The sequence below is a fragment of the Variovorax sp. YR750 genome (genome assembly GCF_900109805.1).
In the GTDB taxonomy this organism is placed as follows: domain Bacteria; phylum Pseudomonadota; class Gammaproteobacteria; order Burkholderiales; family Burkholderiaceae_C; genus Variovorax; species Variovorax gossypii.
On sequence record NZ_FOBJ01000009.1, the window covers coordinates 80,731 to 97,116 of the forward strand.

Sequence of the window (16,386 nt, forward strand, 5' to 3'; positions counted from 1 at the left end):
CTTCAGCTGTCCTTGCGCGACACGCCGGCCGATTCGAAGCTGGCCATCTCGCGCAGGATGCGGCAGGCGGATTCGAGCAGCGGCCAGGCCAGCGCGCCGCCCGAGCCCTCGCCCAGCCGCAGGTCGAGCTGAAGCAGCGGATCGAGCCCCAGCCGCTCCAGCATCAGCGCATGCCCCGGCTCGGCCGAGCGGTGCGCCGCCGCGCAACGCTGCACCACATGGGGCTGCAGCGCCTGCGCCACCAGCACCGCCGCGCTGGCGATGTAGCCGTCGACCACGATCACCCGCCGCTCGGCCGCCGCCTGCAGCACTGCGCCCGTCAGCGTGGCCAATTCGAATCCGCCGAAGGCTGCCAGCGCATCGAGCGGCGCGGTGGCGCCGGCGTGCAGCGCCAGCACCTGCCGCAGCACCTCGCGCTTGCGCGCCAGCCCTGCCCCGTCGAGGCCGGTGCCGATGCCGATGCAGGCGTCGATGTCCAGCCCGCCCAGCCGCGACAGCAGCAGCGCGGCGGACGAGCTGTTGCCGATGCCCATCTCGCCGAGCAGCAGCGCGTTGCCCGGCAGCGCCTTCACGACCTCGCGCCCGTTGGCGATCGCCTGGGCGCACTGCGCGGCGGTCATGGCCGGCCCTTCGGAAGCGTCGGCCGTGCCGGCGGCGATCCGGCGCGACACCAGCCCCGGGCGGGGCTGGAAGTCCTGCCGCACGCCGCAGTCGACCACGGTGAGCGCCAGTCCGTGCTGGCGCGCGAGCACGCTCACGGCCGCGCCGCCGGCGAGGAAGTTCTCGACCATCTGCCAGGTCACCTCGCTCGGATAGGCCGAGACGCCGCGCGCCGCCAGGCCGTGGTCGCCGGCGCAGACCAGCATCTGCGGAGCCTCGAGCACCGGGCTTTCGGTGCCCAGGACGCTGCCGATGCGCAGGGCCAGCGCCTCCAGCCGGCCCAGCGCGCCGAGCGGCTTGGTCTTGTTGTCGAGCGCGCCCTGCAGGCGGGCGGCGAGCGCGGCGTCGGAAATGTCGGGGATCGTGGGAACGAGTTCGGTCATGCAATCAGTCCGGCGAGTACGCCGGCGTCGAAGTGTGAATCGATGAAATCGGCCAGGCCGTCGAAGGTGGCCTCGAGCGTGGGCGCCGAGGCGCCGAAGAGCGCATGCAGCGTGCCAGGGTCCTCGAACAGGCCGTGAAGATAGATGCCGAGCACGTTGCCCTGCGCGTTCTGCCAGGCCAGCCCGTCGGGCATGACCGGCCGGCCGTCCTGCGCCATCTGCGGATGCGCGGCGGTCTGGCCGTGATGGATCTCGTAGCCGGCGACCGGCACGCCGGACAACGCGGCCCAGGCGCCGGCCAGGTCGCCGAAGCGTGCGGCGCGATGCCGCACCGTCTTCTCGCGCTCGAACACCGTCACCAGCGGCAGCAGGCCCAAACCCGGCGCATTGCCGTCGATGCCGTGCGGATCGACCAGCGCCTCGCCCAGCATCTGCAGGCCGCCGCAGATGCCAAGCACCGCGCCGCCGCGCCCGGCATGCGCGGCCACGGCCTGATCCAGCCCCTGCGCACGCAGCCAGGCCAGGTCGCCGCTGGTGTGCTTGGAGCCGGGCAGCACGATCCAGTCGGCCCCGGCCACGTCGGCCGGCGTGCGCGCCCAGACCAGCCGCACGCCCGGCACGTTCTTCAGCGCCTGGAATTCGTCGAGATTGCTGATGCGCGGGTATGCGACCACCGCCACCGTCCGCGTGACCACGCCGCTCGCGCGGCTGCGGTCGTCGAACACGCCGTCTTCCTCGGGCAGGCCGTGCTGCCACCACATGGGCAGCGTGGCGACGGTGGGCACGCCAGTCAGCTCCTGCAGCTGCTGCGGGGCCGGCGCGAGCAGCGAGGCGTCGCCACGGAACTTGTTGAGCACGAAGCCTCGCAGCAGCGCCCGGTCGGCCTCGGGCAGCAGCGCCCAGGTGCCGTAGAGGTGGGCGAAGGCGCCGCCGCGGTCGATGTCGGTCGCCAGCAGGCAGCGCGCCTGCGCGTGCCGGGCGATGCGCATGTTGACGATGTCGCTGGCCATCAGGTTGATCTCGGCCGGCGAGCCGGCGCCCTCGATCACGACCACGTCGTTCTCGGCACGCAGTTCGTCGAGCGCGCCCGAGATCTCGGGCCACACGCGCTCGCTGCGGCCGCGCCAGGGCAAGGCCGAGAGGGCTTCGCTCACCTGCCCCATCAGCACCACCTGGCTGTGGGTGTCGCGCTCGGGCTTGAGCAGCAGCGGGTTCATGCGCACGTCGGGCAGCGCATTCGCGGCCAGGGCCTGGAAATACTGGGCGCTGCCGATCTCGCCGCCATCGACCACACGGGCGTTGTTGCTCATGTTCTGCGCCTTGAAGGGCGCCACCTTCAGGCCCCGGCGCGCATACCAGCGGCACAGCGCGGTGGCCAGCCAGCTCTTGCCCGCGCCGCTGGTGGTGCCCAGGACCATGACGCAGCACGCCGGCCCGCTATTCGCCTTTGAACTCATCGGCGGATTGTCGTTGAGCGCCACGGGCGCCCGGAAAGCGCCGGCCGGACCCGGCGGATTGCGACATCTTTCACGCTGCGGCGCTGCAAATGCGCCCGGTGAATCCGATTGAGGTTTTCCTGCGTACACCCGGGACTGCACTCGGCAGCACACTTACATCGCATCGCACCCAGGGAACCCATGCCAGCCTTGAACGATTTGGCATTGACCGTCGAGGAGCACGAGCCCGGCCAGTTCTTCTGGACCCTGCTCGAGGCCCACCACGGCGACGCAAGCACCGAGACCCTCGACTACCGGGTCTACCGGACCGCGGCCAGCCCGCAGGCCAGCTACTCCAACGCCATGGCCATGGGCGTGCTGGAGCTGCAAAAAATAAGCGCCGCCGCGAACCTCGCCGGCAATGCCGGCTGAGCCCACGACGGCGCAAGACCGCCTTGCGGCGTTCAGGCTGTCAATCTTTTCCGTGGTCCGGGGCCTGCTTCAGCGAGCTGCCACCGTGGTCTGAGCGGCACCGGCCGCTACCGGCGCCGGCACGTCCCAGCCCCCGCCGATGGCGCGGATCAGGCCCACCGCAGCCTGGTATTGCGCCGACTTCACCTGCAGCGCCTGGCGACGGTTGCGCAGTTCGCTGCGGCGTGCGTCGAGCAGGTCGAGCTGGCTGATGTAGCCGTTGCGGTAGCGCGTGTCCGACAGGCTGGTCGCGCGCGCCGCCGAGGTGACGGCCTGCGCCTGCACCACCGACTGCTCCTGCAGCGTGCGGATGGCGGCCAGCTGATCTTCCACCTCCTGGAAGGCCACCAGCACCTGCGTGCGATAGCTCGCGAGCGCGCCGTCGAGCTGGGCGTTGGCGCCCTGCACGCCGGCTTCGCGGCGGCCGCCGTCGAAGATCGGCAGCGACAGCAGCGCACCCACGCCCCACGAGCGGGCCGACCACTTGAAAAGGTCGCCGATCTCGGGCGAGGCATAGCCAGCGGCGCCGGTCAGCGAGATGTTCGGGAACCACGCGGCCTGGGCCACGCCCACGCGGGCCTGCGCCGCCAGCACGGCGCTCTGCGCGGCCGACACGTCGGGGCGGCGCGTGAGCACCGTGCCCGGCACGCCCGCCGGAATCGACGGCAGCGCCGTCGTCCAGTCGTCGGTGCGCAGGACGAAGCTGGAGGCCGAATCGCCCACCAGCACCGCAAGCGCATGCTCGACCTGGGCACGCTGGCGGTCGAGCGCGAGCGCATCCGATTCGGTGGACGACACCTCGGTCTGTACGCGCGCCACGTCGAGCTCGGCGATGTCGCCGGCCTGCTCGCGGCGCTGCGACAGGCGCAGCGTGTCGCGGTAGGCCTCGACCTGCTCGCGCACCAGCACGCGCTCGGCGTCGAGTGCGCGCAGCTGCAGATAGGTCTGCGCCGTCTCGGCCTGCACCGCGAGCCGGGTGCTCTGCAGCAGCGCCTCGCGGCCGGCGGCGTCGAGGTTCGCCGCGTTGCTTGCGCCCGAGAGGCGGCCGAACAGGTCGACCTCGTACGAGAAGGTGGCGCCGATGTTGGTCATCGTGGCCGGGCGGGTGCTGGCCGTGGCCTTGTCCAGGCCGGCGCCGCGGTTGGCACCGGCGCCGAGGCCGATCTGCGGCAGGCGGTCGGCGCTGGCGCTGCGCGCCAGCGCGCGGGCCTCGGCCAGCCGCGCCGCCGCGGCCTGGATGTTGCCGTTGTTGACGTCGGCCTTCTCGACCAGCGCGTTCAGCACCGGATCGTTGAACGCCAGCCACCAGGCGCCGCGCGATTGCGCCTCGGCGGGCACGGCACGCGTGAAGCCGGCGGGCGGCGTGGGCCCCTGCTCCTTGAACTGGGCCGTGGTCGTGATCTCGGGCAGGCCCGAGGGCACGGTGGCACAGCCGGCCAGCACCAGGGCGGCCATCAGCGGCAGCAAGGCGGTACGGAGGGGCTTCACCAAGGGTTGTACTGAGAATTTCATGATCAGCTTTCTTTCTTCTTCCCGATCAGTCATGCGAACCGTGCGAAGGACGCGGCGACGCAGGCACCGGGTGCAGCCCACCACCGCCCGAGCCGCCGTGCGATGCAGGCGCCACGGGATGCTCGGCCGACACGAAGTCGTCGCCGTGCGGCACTTCGCCATGCAGCTTGAGCGGCCGGTTGCCCGCGAGGCGGCGCAGCAGCACGTAGAACACCGGCGTCAGGAACAGGCCGAAGGCCGTCACGCCAATCATCCCGGCGAACACCGCCACGCCCATGGCCTTGCGCATTTCGGAGCCTGCGCCGGTGGACAGCACGAGGGGCAGCACGCCCATCACGAAGGCCAGCGAGGTCATCAGAATCGGGCGCAGGCGCAGGCGGCTGGCTTCGATGGCGGCCTGAATTGGCGAGCGTCCGGCGAATTCGAGCTCCCGTGCGAACTCCACGATAAGAATCGCGTTCTTCGCACTCAACCCCACAAGCACTATCAGCCCGATCTGCGTGAAGACGTTGTTGTCGCCTCCGGAGATCCACACGCCGGTCATCGCGGCCAGGATGCCCATGGGCACGATCAGGATGATCGCGATCGGCAGCGTCAGGCTCTCGTACTGCGCGGCCAGCACCAGGAACACCAGAAGAATGGCCAGCGGGAACACCAGGAAGGCGGAGTTGCCGGCCAGGATCTCCTGGTAGGTCAGCTCGGTCCACTCGAAGCTCACGCCCTTGGGCAGCGTCTCGGCGGCGATCTTCACGATCGCGTCCTGCGCCTGTCCCGACGAGTAGCCCGGTGCCGGGCCGCCGTTGATGTCGGCGGCGAGGTAGCCGTTGTAGCGCATGGCGCGTTCCGGACCGAAAGTCGAATTCACCTTCATCAGCGCGGCCAGCGGCACCATCTCGCCCGAGGTCGAGCGCACCTTCAGCAGGCCCACGTCCTCGGCACGGGCGCGGTAAGGCGCATCGGCCTGGACGCGCACGGAGTACGTGCGGCCGAACTTGTTGAAGTCGTTCGCATAGAGGCTGCCGAGGTAGATCTGCATGGTGTCGAAGATGTCCGTCACCGGCACGCCGAGCTGGCGGGCCTTGGTGCGGTCGATGTCGGCATACAGCTGCGGCACGTTGACCTGCCAGCTCGTGAACATGCCTGCCAGTTCGGGCGCCTGCTGTGCCTTGGCCATGAAGGCCTTCACCGCCGCGTCCATCTGGTCGTAGCCCACCGAGCCGCGGTCTTCCAGCTGCAGCTTGAAGCCGCCCGTGGTGCCCAGGCCCGCCACCGGCGGCGGCGGGAACATCACGATGAAGGCGTCCTGGATGCCGGCGAAGGCACCGTTGAGCTGTCCGGCCACCGCGCCGCCGCTCTGGTCGGGGCGCTTGCGCTGGTCGAAGGGCTTGAGCGTGGCGAACACGATGCCCGAGTTCGAGCTGTTGGTGAAGCCGTTGATCGACAGGCCCGGGAAGGCGATGGCGTCTTCCACGTTCGGGTTCTTCTTCATGATCTCGCCCATGCGCTGGATCACTTCGTCGGTACGGTCGAGCGTGGCGCCGTCGGGCAGCTGGGCGAAGCCGATCAGGTACTGCTTGTCCTGCGCCGGCACGAAGCCGCTGGGCACCGCCTTGAAGAGGCCGAAGGTCACGCCGATCAGCGCGAGGTAGATGGCCAGCATCAGGGTCTTGCGCGAGATCACGCGCTTGACGCCGCCGCTGTAGGCCTCGGAGCCGCGATGGAAGAAGCGGTTGAAGCCGCGGAACAGCCAGCCGAAGACGCGGTCCATGCCGCGCGTCAGCGCGTCCTTGGGAGCATCGTGGCCGCGCAGCAGCAAGGCGGCGAGCGCGGGCGACAGCGTCAGCGAGTTGATGGCCGAGATCACCGTCGAGATCGCGATGGTCACCGCGAACTGGCGGTAGAACTGGCCCGTGAGGCCGCTGATGAAGGCCAGCGGCACGAACACGGCCACCAGCACCAGCGCGATGGCGATGATCGGACCCGACACTTCACGCATTGCGCGGTACGTCGCTTCACGCGGCGTGAGCCCCGCCTCGATGTTGCGCTCGACGTTCTCCACCACCACGATGGCGTCGTCCACCACGATACCGATCGCCAGCACCAGCCCGAACAGGCTCAGCGCGTTGATCGAGAAACCGAGGATGTGCAGCACCGCGAAGGTACCGATCACCGACACCGGCACGGCCAGCAGCGGGATGATGGAAGCGCGCCAGGTCTGCAGGAACAGGATCACGACCAGCACCACCAGCATGATGGCTTCGAGCAGCGTGTGGATCACCGATTCGATGGACGCGCGCACGAACTGCGTCGGGTCGTAGGCGATGCGGTATTCCAGGCCCTCGGGCATGTTCTTGTTGAGCTCAGCCATCGTCTTGCGAACGTTGGCCGAGATGTCGAGCGCGTTGGAGCCCGGCGCCTGGAACACGCCCATGCCGACGGCCGGGTCGTTGTTCAGCAGCGAACGCAGCGAGTAGTCGGCGGCGCCCATCTCGAGGCGGCCGATGTCGCGAAGACGCGTGACGGCGCCGTCAGTGCCGCTCTTGACGATGATGTCGCCGAACTCTTCCTCGCTCTGCAGGCGCCCTTGCGCATTGATGGAGAGCTGCATGTCCACGCCCGACAGGCCCGGCGAAGCGCCGACCACGCCGGCCGCGGCCTGCACGTTCTGGCCACGGATGGCGGCCACCACGTCGGAGGCCGACAGGCCGCGCTGCGCGACCTTCTGCGGGTCGAGCCACACACGCATGGAGTAGTCGCCGCCGCCGAAGATCTGGACCTGGCCCACGCCTTCGATGCGCGCCAGCGGGTCCTTCACGTTCAGCACCGCGTAGTTGCGCAGGTAGTTGATGTCGTAGCGGTTGTTCGGCGAGACGAGGTGGACCACCATCGTCAGGTCGGGGGCGCTCTTGACGGTCGTGATGCCGAGCCGGCGCACTTCCTCGGGCAGGCGCGGCTCGGCTTGCGAGACGCGGTTCTGCACGAGCTGCTGCGCCTTGTCGGGATCGGTGCCCAGACGGAAGGTGACGGTGAGCGTCAGCACGCCGTCGGTGGTCGCCTGGCTGCCCATGTAGAGCATGCCTTCGACGCCGTTGATCTGCTCTTCGAGCGGAGTGGCGACGGTTTCGGCGATCACCTTCGGGTTGGCGCCGGGGTACTGGGCCCGCACCACCACCGAGGGAGGCGCGACCTCTGGGTACTCCGAGATCGGCAGCCCGCGCAGCGCGATCAGGCCGGCTATCAGCATCAATAGCGACAGCACGCCGGCAAAGATCGGCCGGTCGATGAAGAATTTTGAGAGATTCATGTTGGTTCTCCGGCGGGCGCGGATGCGCCCTCCTCCGAAATCAGGACTTGGCCGCTTCCGCGACGCGTTCCGGTTGTTGTTGCTTGGGGTCCGCCTTGGCGTCCATCGTCACTTGCTGCGGCGCGACCAGCGCACCCGGGCGGACGTGCTGCAGGCCGTTGACGATCACGCGGTCGCCCGCCTTCAGGCCCTTGCTCACGACACGCAGGCCGTTGATCGAGGCGCCCAGCGTCACTTCGCGGTAGGCAGCCTTGCTGTCCTCGCCCACGACCATCACGAACTTCTTGTTCTGGTCGGTGCCGATGGCGCGCTCGCTCACCAGCAGTGCGGTGTCGTTGCGGGCCTGGCCCATGCGGATGCGGGCGAACTGGCCGGGGATGAGGGCGCCGTCCTTGTTGTCGAACGAGGCACGCACGCGCACCGTGCCGCTGCGGGCGTCGACCTGGTTGTCGATCAGCTGCAGCTTGCCGGTGAAGGGCGTGCCGTCGATGCCGGCGGTGCCCATCTGCACGGGGATGCTCTCGATCTGGCCGCGGGCGCTGGAGCCGCTGGGCAGCTCCTTCAGCGCGCGGGTGATGACCTGCTCGTCGGCGTCGAAGCTCGCGTAGATCGGGCTCACCGACACCAGCGTGGTCAGCACCGGAGCGCCCGGGCCGGCCGCCACCAGGTTGCCCACCGTCACCTCGATGCGGCCGATGCGGCCCGAGACCGGGGCGCGCACTTGCGTGTAGCCCAGGTTCAGGCGCGCCGACTGCAGCGAGGCTTGGGCCGCACGCAGGTTGGCTTCGGCTTCACGGCCGGCGTTCACGCGCTCGTCGTACTCGCGCTGGGCGATGGCCTTGTCGTCCCACAGGCGCTTGGCGCGCTCCTGCTCGCTGCGGCTGAAGGACTGGCGGGCCTGCGCGGAAGCCACCTGCGCCTCGGCGCGCTCGACCTCGGCCGCGTACGGCGCGGGGTCGATGGTGACCAGCAGGTCGCCCTGCTTCACCAGCGCGCCTTCGCGGAAGTGCACCGACTGCACGGCGCCCGCGACGCGGGAGCGCACATCGACGCGCTGGACGGCTTCGAGGCGGCCCGAGAACTCGTCCCAGGCGTTGATCTCGCTCGAGGCCACCGTGGCGACCGACACCGGCGTGGCCTGCGGCGCCGCCGGTGCGTTGTTGGCCTCGGCCTTGAAGCTGTACATGCCTACCACCGCGGCAGCCACTGCCAGCAATGCGGTGAGGCCGGTCACAGCGGGCCAGAGGCCCTTGCGGGCGGCGGAAGACAGCTTTTTCTCGTTGTTCGACATGATGGTTAGTCCTTCTCGATGACTTTGGGATGCAACAGGCCACCCCGGCGCTTTTGGCACCAGGAGGCGGATTTCAGGAAAAAAGGGGCCCCGGCACGCGGCCGCGCTGGCAGCGTGTCGATCAGGCAGCCGGTGACCGGCGGGAAACTAGCTGGGGTGGTTCGCCGTCGCGGGCGGCGGCGTGGTCGCGCTGAAGAACTCGCGGAAGTGCTGCTGCACCGAGGCTTCGCAGGCCACGCAGCCCGTGTTCTCGGTGTCGTACAGCGCCTTGGGCCAGTTCGAGGCGCTGGGCAGCACGCTGCTCGTGACCTCGATGCCGGCCGCGCGCAGACGGCCCGCGAAGGTCAGCGCCTCGTCGCGCATGGCGTCGTCCGCGCCCACCAGCACCAGTGCGGGGGCCAGCGACGACAGCCGCAGCGAACCGCTCGGCACCGCATAGGGGTGCATGGCGTTCGAGGGGCAGCTCAGGTACTTCTCCCAGCCGCTGGCCCAGCGGCACTCGGCCGCGTCGTTGGTGGCATTGCGCAGCGAGGCGGTGCCGGCGCACGGGTCGAGCATGGGCGACAGCAGGATCTGGCCTGCCAGCGGCGGATGAGCGCGGTCGCGGGCGATCAACGCCACCGCGGCCGCCAGGTTACCGCCGGCTTCCTCGCCGGCCAGGTACACCTGCGCGCCCTTGCCGCCGAGCTTGGTGCGCTGCTTGTAGAGCCATTCGAGGGCGGCATAGCCCACCTCGATGGGTTCCGGGAACGGCGACTGCGGTGCCAGCGGGTAAGCCAGCGACACCACCACCGCACCCGCCCCGGCCAGCAGCCGAGCCACGTTGCGGCCGTTGTCAAGGCCGCCGCAGACGAAGGTGCCGCCGTGGAAATGCAGCACCAGCGGAGCCACGTCCCCCTTGGCGCGCTGGCCGTACACACGGGCACCGACCGGTTCGCGGCCTGGCAGCTCGATCGACAGATCGGCTTCCACGCCTTGCGCCGCAGCACGGGCGGCGGCTTCGGCGGAACGGGACGATGGAACGGGTGACATGGGCGACCTCGGGGATTTGGGCGATGGTTGAAATATAAGTCGCCCGATGCGGCGTTAAACAGGAAACATGCCCCCACTCTGTTTCCAAACCGACAACAATCAGGGCGCTCCGCAAAGGTTGGACGGCTTGTGTGAGAATCCGCGTCCCCCGGTGTGGGCCGGGTACCAAGAACAGGCATTCAATGGATCAGATCCAGGCCATGCGGATCTTCGTCCGCGTCGTGGAAGCCGGCACTTTCACCCGGGCGGCGGACTCGCTTGCCCTGCCCAAGGGCACAGTCACCAAGCAGATCCAGGCGCTCGAGTCGCGCCTGCGCGTGAAGCTGCTCAACCGCACCACGCGCCGCGTCACGGTCACGCCCGACGGCGCCGCCTACTTCGAGCGGGCCGCGCGCCTGCTCAACGACTTCGACGACATGGAAGCCAGCATGACGAACGCGCAGGCCAACCCCACGGGACGGCTGCGCATCGACGTCGGCACCTCGGTGGCGAGGCTGATCATCCTGCCCGCGCTGGCCAGCTTCTGCGACCGCTACCCCGACATCCAGGTCGACCTGGGCGTGAGCGACCGCACCATCGACCTCATCAGCGACAACGTCGACTGCGTGATCCGCGCGGGTGAGCTCAACGACCAGTCGCTGGTCGCGCGGCGCATCGGCACGCTCGACTTCGTCACCGTGGCGTCACCGGCCTATGTCAAGCGCTACGGCATGCCGCAGCACCCGAACGACATCGAGAAACGCCACCACGTGGTGAGCTACTTCTCGGGCACCACCCGGCGCGTGTACCCGCACGAGTTCAGGAAGGGCGACGAGCATATCGAGCTGAACGGCCCCTACCGCGTGGCGGTGAACGAGAGCAACGCCCACATCACGGCGGTGCTGGGCGGTTTCGGCATCTCGCAGTGCATCACCTTCATGGCCGAGCCGCTGATCGAGAGCGGCGAGCTGATCCAGCTGCTGCCCGACTGGCAGCGCGACCCGCTGCCGATCCACGTGGTTTATCCGCCCAACCGGCACCTGAGCGCCAAGGTACGCGCCTTCGTGGACTGGGCTGCCGAGCTCTTCGCGAAGAACCCGAGGCTCCAGCGGCGCTGATCGCGCGGCACTGCAACAAACAATTCACGCCGGCGCCCTAAATTCTGGCCGCCTGATGCCGTTAATCAGTTCGGCGCGATACCTGAAAGCCGCTGCGTTTTCCGGTTGAACGCGCGTACCGCGGCCTCGATGAAGGCCGTTCAGAGGCCCGGGAGGAGCCCTGGCGCGCCCGCTAGAACATACGAACCGGCAAGCTCATGGATACAGACCAGTCGAACGGCCAGGCCGAAGCGCCCGATCAGCCGTACGCGCCAGCAGGCGAACGCACAAGCGAGGAATTCGGCCGCCGCACGCCGGTGGAGATCGGCGTTCACCTGCGCAACCTCGCCAGTCGCCGCGACAACCTCACCGTCCAGTACGCGGGCGGCCATCTGGTGACGCAGCTCCTCGACGTGGACATGCGGGCCCGCGCGTTCACCTTCGACTGGGGGGCGTCGCCCGAGCAGAACCGGGCCCTGCTTGCGGCGGCGCGCTGCCACTTCGAGGCCCAGCAGGACGGCGTGCGCGTCGAGTTTTCCATCGCCTCGCCGCGCGAGACCCGGTACGAAGGCCTGCCCGCCTTCGAGGCCGACTTTCCCGAGGTGCTCGTCTACATGCAGCGCCGCGAGTACTTCCGCGTCGATGCGCCGATCGTCGAGTCGTACACCTGCTCGGGCAGCCTGCCCAAGGGCGATGCCTTCTCGTTCGAAGTGCAGGACCTGTCGCTCGGCGGCGTCGGCCTTCGCACCCGGGACGCACGCGCCGCCGGCCTGCAGCCGGGCACGTACCTCAGGGACTGCGAACTGTCGCTCGGCACGCTCGGCCGGCTCACGCTCGACATGGAACTCGTGTCGATCCGCCCCACCCCACAGCCCAACGGCACGCTGCGTTATCAGCTGGGCTTCCGCTTCCTGGCGCTGCCGCCCGGCGCCGAAACCGCCCTGCAGCGCCTGGTCACGCGGCTCGAAATGAAGAGCCGCTCGCTGGTCGGCTGACGCCAGTACAGCCGGTCAGAACACCGGCTCGCAGCGCACCTCGGTCTTCACCGAATTGGCGATGAAGCACTCCTCGTGCGCCCGGTGATGCATCTGCTCGATCTGCTCGCGCGTAGGCTGGTTCTGGCCCGAGAAAGTCACCTCCGGGCGCAGCGTGACGACGGTCATCGCCATCTTGCCCTCGGCGTTCTTCTCCATCGTGCCGGTGGCCGCGTCGAAATACCGGTCGACGACGAACTTGCGCTTCACCGCCATCGTGAGGAACCACAGCATGTGACAGTTGGAGAGCGAGGCGACGAACATTTCCTCGGGGTCGACCGCCGAGGCATCCGACATCGGCAGCGGCACGACATGCGGCGACGACGAGCCCGCCACTTCCGCGCCTCCGTCGAAACGCAGCGAATGTCGCCTGCTGTAGGTGTTCGCGAGAAAGTCCTGCTCGCCACGCAGCCAGAGGATTTCCGCTGTGTACTGGGCCATGGGATTCCTTTTTCCGATGTTCAAAGATCGATGCGATATCGCAACTTGGTCAGGCTGCCCTGGCTCGGCAGCGTGATGAAGGTCTCGATCAGCACGCCGCCGTTGGCCTCGATCACCTTCTGCGACGCGAGGTTGCCCGGGCTGGTCGTGATCTCGACGCGGCCCAGCCCCTCGCCCGCGGCCAGCTTCAGCATCGAGCCCAGCGCGCGCGTCGCGTAGCCCTTGCGCTGCTTCCAGGGCACGACGTTGTAGCCGATGTGACCCAGGCAGTAGAGCGGCAGCGCGTCGGTGCCCGGCTGCCAGCGCAGGTCGATGCTGCCGCAGAACTCGCCGTCCCACATCCAGCACTTGTAGCCCGGCAGTCGCCGCACCTTGGAGCCGTCGGGCATGAGGATGCGCCCTCCCCTGGCCTTGCGATCCACGAGGCTGGCCAGGAAGCGGTCGGGGTCGGCCTTGATGGCTGCGCGCTCCTCCGCGCCCGACTCGGGCCGCGTCTCGTCGCGCGCCCAGCCCCGGTTCAGCGCCGAGACGTAGCTGGGCAGGTAGGCCTTCGCGGGCCAGACCAGCTCCATCGGGCGCGATGCCGGCGCGGGTTTCGCCATCCTGCCTAGGCCCCCATCAGCTTGACGATGAGCGGCACCAGCAGCGCCGTCGCGATACCGTTCAGCCCCATGGCCAGCGCCGAGAACGCGCCGGCCGTCTCGTTCACCTGGATGGCACGCGCCGTGCCGATGCCATGCGCCGCCATGCCGACCGCGAAGCCGCGCACCGCCGGCTCCCTGATGCGCAGCAGGTTCAGCAGGCCGGTGGCCATGATCGCGCCCGAGATGCCGGCAACGGCCGCTGCCACCGCCGCCAGCGAGGGCAGCCCGCCGATCTTCTCGGCCACGCCCATCGCGATGGGCATGGTGGCCGACTTGGGCGCGAGCGACATCATCAGGTCGTGCGATCCGCCCAGCACCCAGGCGATGCCGACCGCCGACACAATGGCGGCGACCGAGCCCACGAGCAGCGCCACGCCGATGGGCAGCCACAGCCGCCGCAGCCGGTCGATCTGCCCGTACAGCGGCACGGCCAGCGCCACGGTGGCGGGGCCGATCAGGAAGTGGACGAACTTCGCGCCCTCGAAATACGTGTCGTAGGGCGTGCGCGTGAGCAGCAGCACAGTGACGATGACGATCACCGACACCAGCACCGGATTGACCACCGGATTGCGCCCGCTGCGCGTGTGCAGCCACAGCGCGCCCAGGTACGCCAGCAGCGTGAGCGACAGCCACAGCAGCGGCGACTGGGCCAGGAACACCCAGATCTCGAAGAGCTTCGCGGGCGCGGTCATTTATTGGGCGTCCTTGCCGGTGATGCGGATCATCCAGCGGAAGGTGAGCGCGGTGACCGTCATGGTGAAGGCGGCGCCCACAATGCCGGCCGCGAGAAACGGCAGCCACTCGCGCCCTACCCGCTCGAAATGCAGCATCACGCCGGTCACGGCCGGGATGAACAGCAGCATCAGGTTGCGCAGCAGATGGCCCGAGGTGTCGGTCAGCACCTGCGGAACGCTGCCGCGCACGATCAGGCCGATGAACAGGAACACCATGCCGATCAGCGGGCCGGGAATGGGCAGGCCCAGCCACTGCACGAGCAGTTCGCCGGCGAGCTGGCAGAGAAAGAGCGTGGTGATGGCGTAGAGCATTTTTCCTGTCGATCTGAGAGGTCTGAGAGGTCTGGGCGGTCGGGTCGGTCGGGGATGTGGGTGTATGTGTTCAGGCCGCGCTTGTCCAGGCTTCTTTCAGCGCCTGCTGGCTGGCGGGCGGCAGCACGCCCATGCGCACATGGCCCGGCAGGCCGAACGAAGCGCAGTCGCGCAGCTTGATGCCCGAAGCGCGCAGCGCGGCGGCCAGGCCGGGATACGGCCGGTCGGTGCGCGCGCAGAAGAAGTTGGCATCGCCCGGGAGGCATTGCCAGCCGAGCGATTCGCACATCGCGCGTTGCAAGGCCTTCCAGTCCCTCAGCGTCTGGAGGCTTTGCGCGAGCCAGCGCTGCGCGTCGTCGCCGGTCCAGGTCTCGAGCAGCGCCACGCCGTGCGTGCCCAGCGGCCATGAGGGGGCCAACCTTTCGATGCGCGCCATGAACGGAGCATCTGCCTCCTCGGGTGCGATCGCGTAGGCGGCACGGATACCGGTCAGGCCCATCGCCTTGTTCGGCGTCCACAACTGCCAGACGCGGTTGCGCTGCACGGCATCGAGCGACGGCCGGCCCTCGAGGCGCAGCGGTTCGTAGGCGAGATCGAGCACGCAGGCGCCGCCGGTGCCCGCGGCCTGCAGCGGCAGGTCGGCCTGCGGCTGCCCCAGCGGGCTCGACGGCTCGCAGCACCAGCGCAGCGCGGCATCGGCATGCGGCTGCGGCGCGCGCAGCACAAGTAGGCCCCAGGCCTGCGCGGCGCGCTCGTAGTCGCCGTAGCTGTGCGCCGGCAGCCAGACCCGGCTGCCGCCGCCCTGCGCCACGGCTGCGCTGATGCGGTGAATGAACTCGCTCGCGCTGGCCGCGATCACGATGCGGTCGGCCACCACGCCGTGAAAGGCCGCGAGACGGCCTCGCAGCGCCGTGTAGTGCGGGTCCGGGTAATGCGCCGCGTCGGCAGCGCGCAGTGCCGACACGACGGCCGGGCACGAGCCCGCCGCGTTGCCATTGGTCGAAAAGTCGTGCGGCGCCGCGCCGGCGGCATCGGGCCCGCCGTGAACCGCCGGGCTCATGCGAGCCTCCAGCCGGTAACCGCCACGATGGCCACGATGCCCAGCGAGGCGAACACGCCCAGCGCCAATGCAGCCCGACCGCCCAGTTGCGCAGTGCGCTGCATGTCGTCGGCCGAAGGCGCGCGGCCTTCCGCATTCAGCGCATACACGCCCGGCTTCGCCAGTCGAACGCCGAGCAGCAGGGCCACCGTCGCCATCGGCCAGCCGCTGTTGGGCGACGGCGTGCGGCGGGCTTCTTCAGACAGCCCCGAAGGCCAGCGCCATGCCGCGAGCGCAAGCAGCGCCACGGTGATGCGCGCCGGAATCCACGAGAGCACGTCGTCCACACGCGCGGCCCATTTGCCGAACCAGGTCCAGTCGCGGCCGCCGCGCTCGCCGCGATAGCCCCACATCGCATCCGCGGTGTTGGCGAAACGGTAGAGCGCCGCGCCCGGCAGGCCCAGCAGCACGAACCAGAAGACGGGCGCCACGAGCGAGTCGTTGAGGTTTTCCGCGAGCGACTCGATGGCGCTTTCGCGCACTTCGCGCTCGCTGAGCCGGCTCACGTCGCGGCTCACGAGGCGCGCCAGCTGCTGGCGGCCTGCATCGAGCGAAACACCCAGCGCGGCTTCGACCGCGAGCACCTCGTCGCGCAGCATGCGCCAGGCGAAGAGAGGCTTGAGCAGCAGGCCGATCAGCAACGCCATCACCCACGCGGGCAGGTAGAGCATCGCCAGCATCTGCAGAGCCATGGCAACACCCCAGACGCACGCCGCCCCCACGCACCACAGCAGCGCGCCGGCGAAGAACATCGGCAGGTCGACCGCCTTCGCCTGATGCGCGCGCGGAGCAATGCGCGCTCCAATCCCGAGATAGCGCCCCATCCACACGACCGGATGCAGCGGCGCGGGCGGCTCGCCCAGCCAGCGGTCGACGGCCAGCGCGATCCACAGCGCGGCGGCAAAGGCGATGGCGTATTCGGAACTCGGCAAGGGCATGGGAGCCGCCATTCTCGCG

15 protein-coding genes are annotated in these 16,386 nt (G+C 69.3%); 3 read left to right on the forward strand and 12 right to left on the reverse strand.

What is annotated here, in order from left to right; translation table 11 throughout:
- Nucleotides 1-2: 2 nt before the first annotated feature.
- Together cobT and BMY35_RS19290 are read right to left on the reverse strand one after the other, a co-directional pair.
- Nucleotides 3-1,043: a nicotinate-nucleotide--dimethylbenzimidazole phosphoribosyltransferase gene (cobT, locus tag BMY35_RS19285; protein WP_093202425.1), complete on the reverse strand. Its 1,041-nt coding sequence runs from the start codon at nucleotides 1,041-1,043 to the stop codon at nucleotides 3-5.
- Nucleotides 1,040-2,500, reverse strand: coding sequence for a cobyric acid synthase (locus BMY35_RS19290; protein WP_093202926.1), 1,461 nt, complete (start codon nucleotides 2,498-2,500; stop codon nucleotides 1,040-1,042). Before BMY35_RS19290 ends, cobT begins: the two co-directional genes overlap by 4 nt.
- A gap of 180 nt (nucleotides 2,501-2,680) precedes the next feature.
- Between BMY35_RS19290 and BMY35_RS19295 the strand changes: the two genes are divergently transcribed.
- On the forward strand, nucleotides 2,681-2,911 hold the full coding sequence (locus BMY35_RS19295) for a hypothetical protein (RefSeq protein ID WP_093202428.1): 231 nt from the start codon (nucleotides 2,681-2,683) through the stop codon (nucleotides 2,909-2,911).
- A 69-nt stretch (nucleotides 2,912-2,980) separates the two neighbouring features.
- Here the strand turns inward: BMY35_RS19295 and BMY35_RS19300 are convergent, their stop codons facing one another.
- From BMY35_RS19300 to BMY35_RS19315, 4 genes are all read right to left on the reverse strand, one after another.
- A complete protein-coding gene (locus BMY35_RS19300; RefSeq protein ID WP_093202430.1) occupies nucleotides 2,981-4,462 on the reverse strand; it encodes an efflux transporter outer membrane subunit in 1,482 nt (493 codons plus the stop codon).
- Between the two features lie 25 nt (nucleotides 4,463-4,487).
- Nucleotides 4,488-7,766: an efflux RND transporter permease subunit gene (locus BMY35_RS19305; protein WP_093202433.1), complete on the reverse strand. Its 3,279-nt coding sequence runs from the start codon at nucleotides 7,764-7,766 to the stop codon at nucleotides 4,488-4,490.
- Nucleotides 7,767-7,806: 40 nt separating this feature from the next.
- Nucleotides 7,807-9,057, reverse strand: a complete 1,251-nt coding sequence (locus BMY35_RS19310; protein WP_093202435.1) for an efflux RND transporter periplasmic adaptor subunit — start codon at nucleotides 9,055-9,057, stop codon at nucleotides 7,807-7,809.
- 147 nt (nucleotides 9,058-9,204) lie between these two features.
- Nucleotides 9,205-10,089: an alpha/beta hydrolase gene (locus BMY35_RS19315; protein ID WP_093202438.1), complete on the reverse strand. Its 885-nt coding sequence runs from the start codon at nucleotides 10,087-10,089 to the stop codon at nucleotides 9,205-9,207.
- Between the two features lie 182 nt (nucleotides 10,090-10,271).
- On the opposite strand from BMY35_RS19315, the gene BMY35_RS19320 reads away from it, so the two are divergent.
- Nucleotides 10,272-11,186, forward strand: coding sequence for a LysR family transcriptional regulator (locus BMY35_RS19320; RefSeq protein WP_093202440.1), 915 nt, complete (start codon nucleotides 10,272-10,274; stop codon nucleotides 11,184-11,186).
- A 197-nt stretch (nucleotides 11,187-11,383) separates the two neighbouring features.
- Nucleotides 11,384-12,160, forward strand: a complete 777-nt coding sequence (locus tag BMY35_RS19325; protein ID WP_093202443.1) for a flagellar brake protein — start codon at nucleotides 11,384-11,386, stop codon at nucleotides 12,158-12,160.
- 15 nt (nucleotides 12,161-12,175) lie between these two features.
- On the opposite strand, the gene BMY35_RS19330 is transcribed toward BMY35_RS19325, so the two are convergent.
- The 6 genes from BMY35_RS19330 to cbiB form a co-directional block, all read right to left on the reverse strand.
- The gene (locus tag BMY35_RS19330; protein WP_093202446.1) at nucleotides 12,176-12,640 is read right to left on the reverse strand and encodes an OsmC family protein; all 465 of its coding nucleotides are present in this window, start codon (nucleotides 12,638-12,640) and stop codon (nucleotides 12,176-12,178) included.
- A gap of 20 nt (nucleotides 12,641-12,660) precedes the next feature.
- Complete coding sequence (locus BMY35_RS19335) at nucleotides 12,661-13,242, reverse strand: GNAT family N-acetyltransferase (protein ID WP_240651997.1); 582 nt, start codon at nucleotides 13,240-13,242, stop codon at nucleotides 12,661-12,663.
- Between the two features lie 5 nt (nucleotides 13,243-13,247).
- Nucleotides 13,248-13,976 carry an LrgB family protein gene (locus BMY35_RS19340; RefSeq protein ID WP_093202451.1) on the reverse strand — a complete coding sequence of 243 codons (729 nt, stop codon included), beginning with the start codon at nucleotides 13,974-13,976 and terminating at the stop codon, nucleotides 13,248-13,250.
- Nucleotides 13,977-14,330, reverse strand: coding sequence for a CidA/LrgA family protein (locus BMY35_RS19345; RefSeq protein WP_093202453.1), 354 nt, complete (start codon nucleotides 14,328-14,330; stop codon nucleotides 13,977-13,979). It lies immediately after the preceding gene.
- 70 nt (nucleotides 14,331-14,400) lie between these two features.
- Nucleotides 14,401-15,390 (reverse strand): aminotransferase class I/II-fold pyridoxal phosphate-dependent enzyme, encoded by a 990-nt coding sequence (locus BMY35_RS19350; RefSeq protein WP_093202456.1) that lies wholly within the window; start codon nucleotides 15,388-15,390, stop codon nucleotides 14,401-14,403.
- Nucleotides 15,387-16,367: an adenosylcobinamide-phosphate synthase CbiB gene (gene cbiB / locus BMY35_RS19355; protein ID WP_177213668.1), complete on the reverse strand. Its 981-nt coding sequence runs from the start codon at nucleotides 16,365-16,367 to the stop codon at nucleotides 15,387-15,389. The genes BMY35_RS19350 and cbiB overlap by 4 nt, the downstream gene beginning before the upstream one ends.
- Nucleotides 16,368-16,386 lie beyond the last annotated feature (19 nt).

Excerpts from the sequence above, each read along its gene's own strand:
- cobT (WP_093202425.1), bottom strand. The coding sequence starts at position 1,043 with ATGACCGAACTCGTTCCCACGATCCCCGACATTTCCGACGCCGCGCTC.
- BMY35_RS19290 (WP_093202926.1), bottom strand. The coding sequence starts at position 2,500 with ATGAGTTCAAAGGCGAATAGCGGGCCGGCGTGCTGCGTCATGGTCCTG.
- BMY35_RS19295 (WP_093202428.1), top strand. The coding sequence starts at position 2,681 with ATGCCAGCCTTGAACGATTTGGCATTGACCGTCGAGGAGCACGAGCCC.
- BMY35_RS19300 (WP_093202430.1), bottom strand. The coding sequence starts at position 4,462 with ATGAAATTCTCAGTACAACCCTTGGTGAAGCCCCTCCGTACCGCCTTG.
- BMY35_RS19305 (WP_093202433.1), bottom strand. The coding sequence starts at position 7,766 with ATGAATCTCTCAAAATTCTTCATCGACCGGCCGATCTTTGCCGGCGTG.
- BMY35_RS19310 (WP_093202435.1), bottom strand. The coding sequence starts at position 9,057 with ATGTCGAACAACGAGAAAAAGCTGTCTTCCGCCGCCCGCAAGGGCCTC.
- BMY35_RS19315 (WP_093202438.1), bottom strand. The coding sequence starts at position 10,089 with ATGTCACCCGTTCCATCGTCCCGTTCCGCCGAAGCCGCCGCCCGTGCT.
- BMY35_RS19320 (WP_093202440.1), top strand. The coding sequence starts at position 10,272 with ATGGATCAGATCCAGGCCATGCGGATCTTCGTCCGCGTCGTGGAAGCC.
- BMY35_RS19325 (WP_093202443.1), top strand. The coding sequence starts at position 11,384 with ATGGATACAGACCAGTCGAACGGCCAGGCCGAAGCGCCCGATCAGCCG.
- BMY35_RS19330 (WP_093202446.1), bottom strand. The coding sequence starts at position 12,640 with ATGGCCCAGTACACAGCGGAAATCCTCTGGCTGCGTGGCGAGCAGGAC.
- BMY35_RS19335 (WP_240651997.1), bottom strand. The coding sequence starts at position 13,242 with ATGGCGAAACCCGCGCCGGCATCGCGCCCGATGGAGCTGGTCTGGCCC.
- BMY35_RS19340 (WP_093202451.1), bottom strand. The coding sequence starts at position 13,976 with ATGACCGCGCCCGCGAAGCTCTTCGAGATCTGGGTGTTCCTGGCCCAG.
- BMY35_RS19345 (WP_093202453.1), bottom strand. The coding sequence starts at position 14,330 with ATGCTCTACGCCATCACCACGCTCTTTCTCTGCCAGCTCGCCGGCGAA.
- BMY35_RS19350 (WP_093202456.1), bottom strand. The coding sequence starts at position 15,390 with ATGAGCCCGGCGGTTCACGGCGGGCCCGATGCCGCCGGCGCGGCGCCG.
- cbiB (WP_177213668.1), bottom strand. The coding sequence starts at position 16,367 with ATGCCCTTGCCGAGTTCCGAATACGCCATCGCCTTTGCCGCCGCGCTG.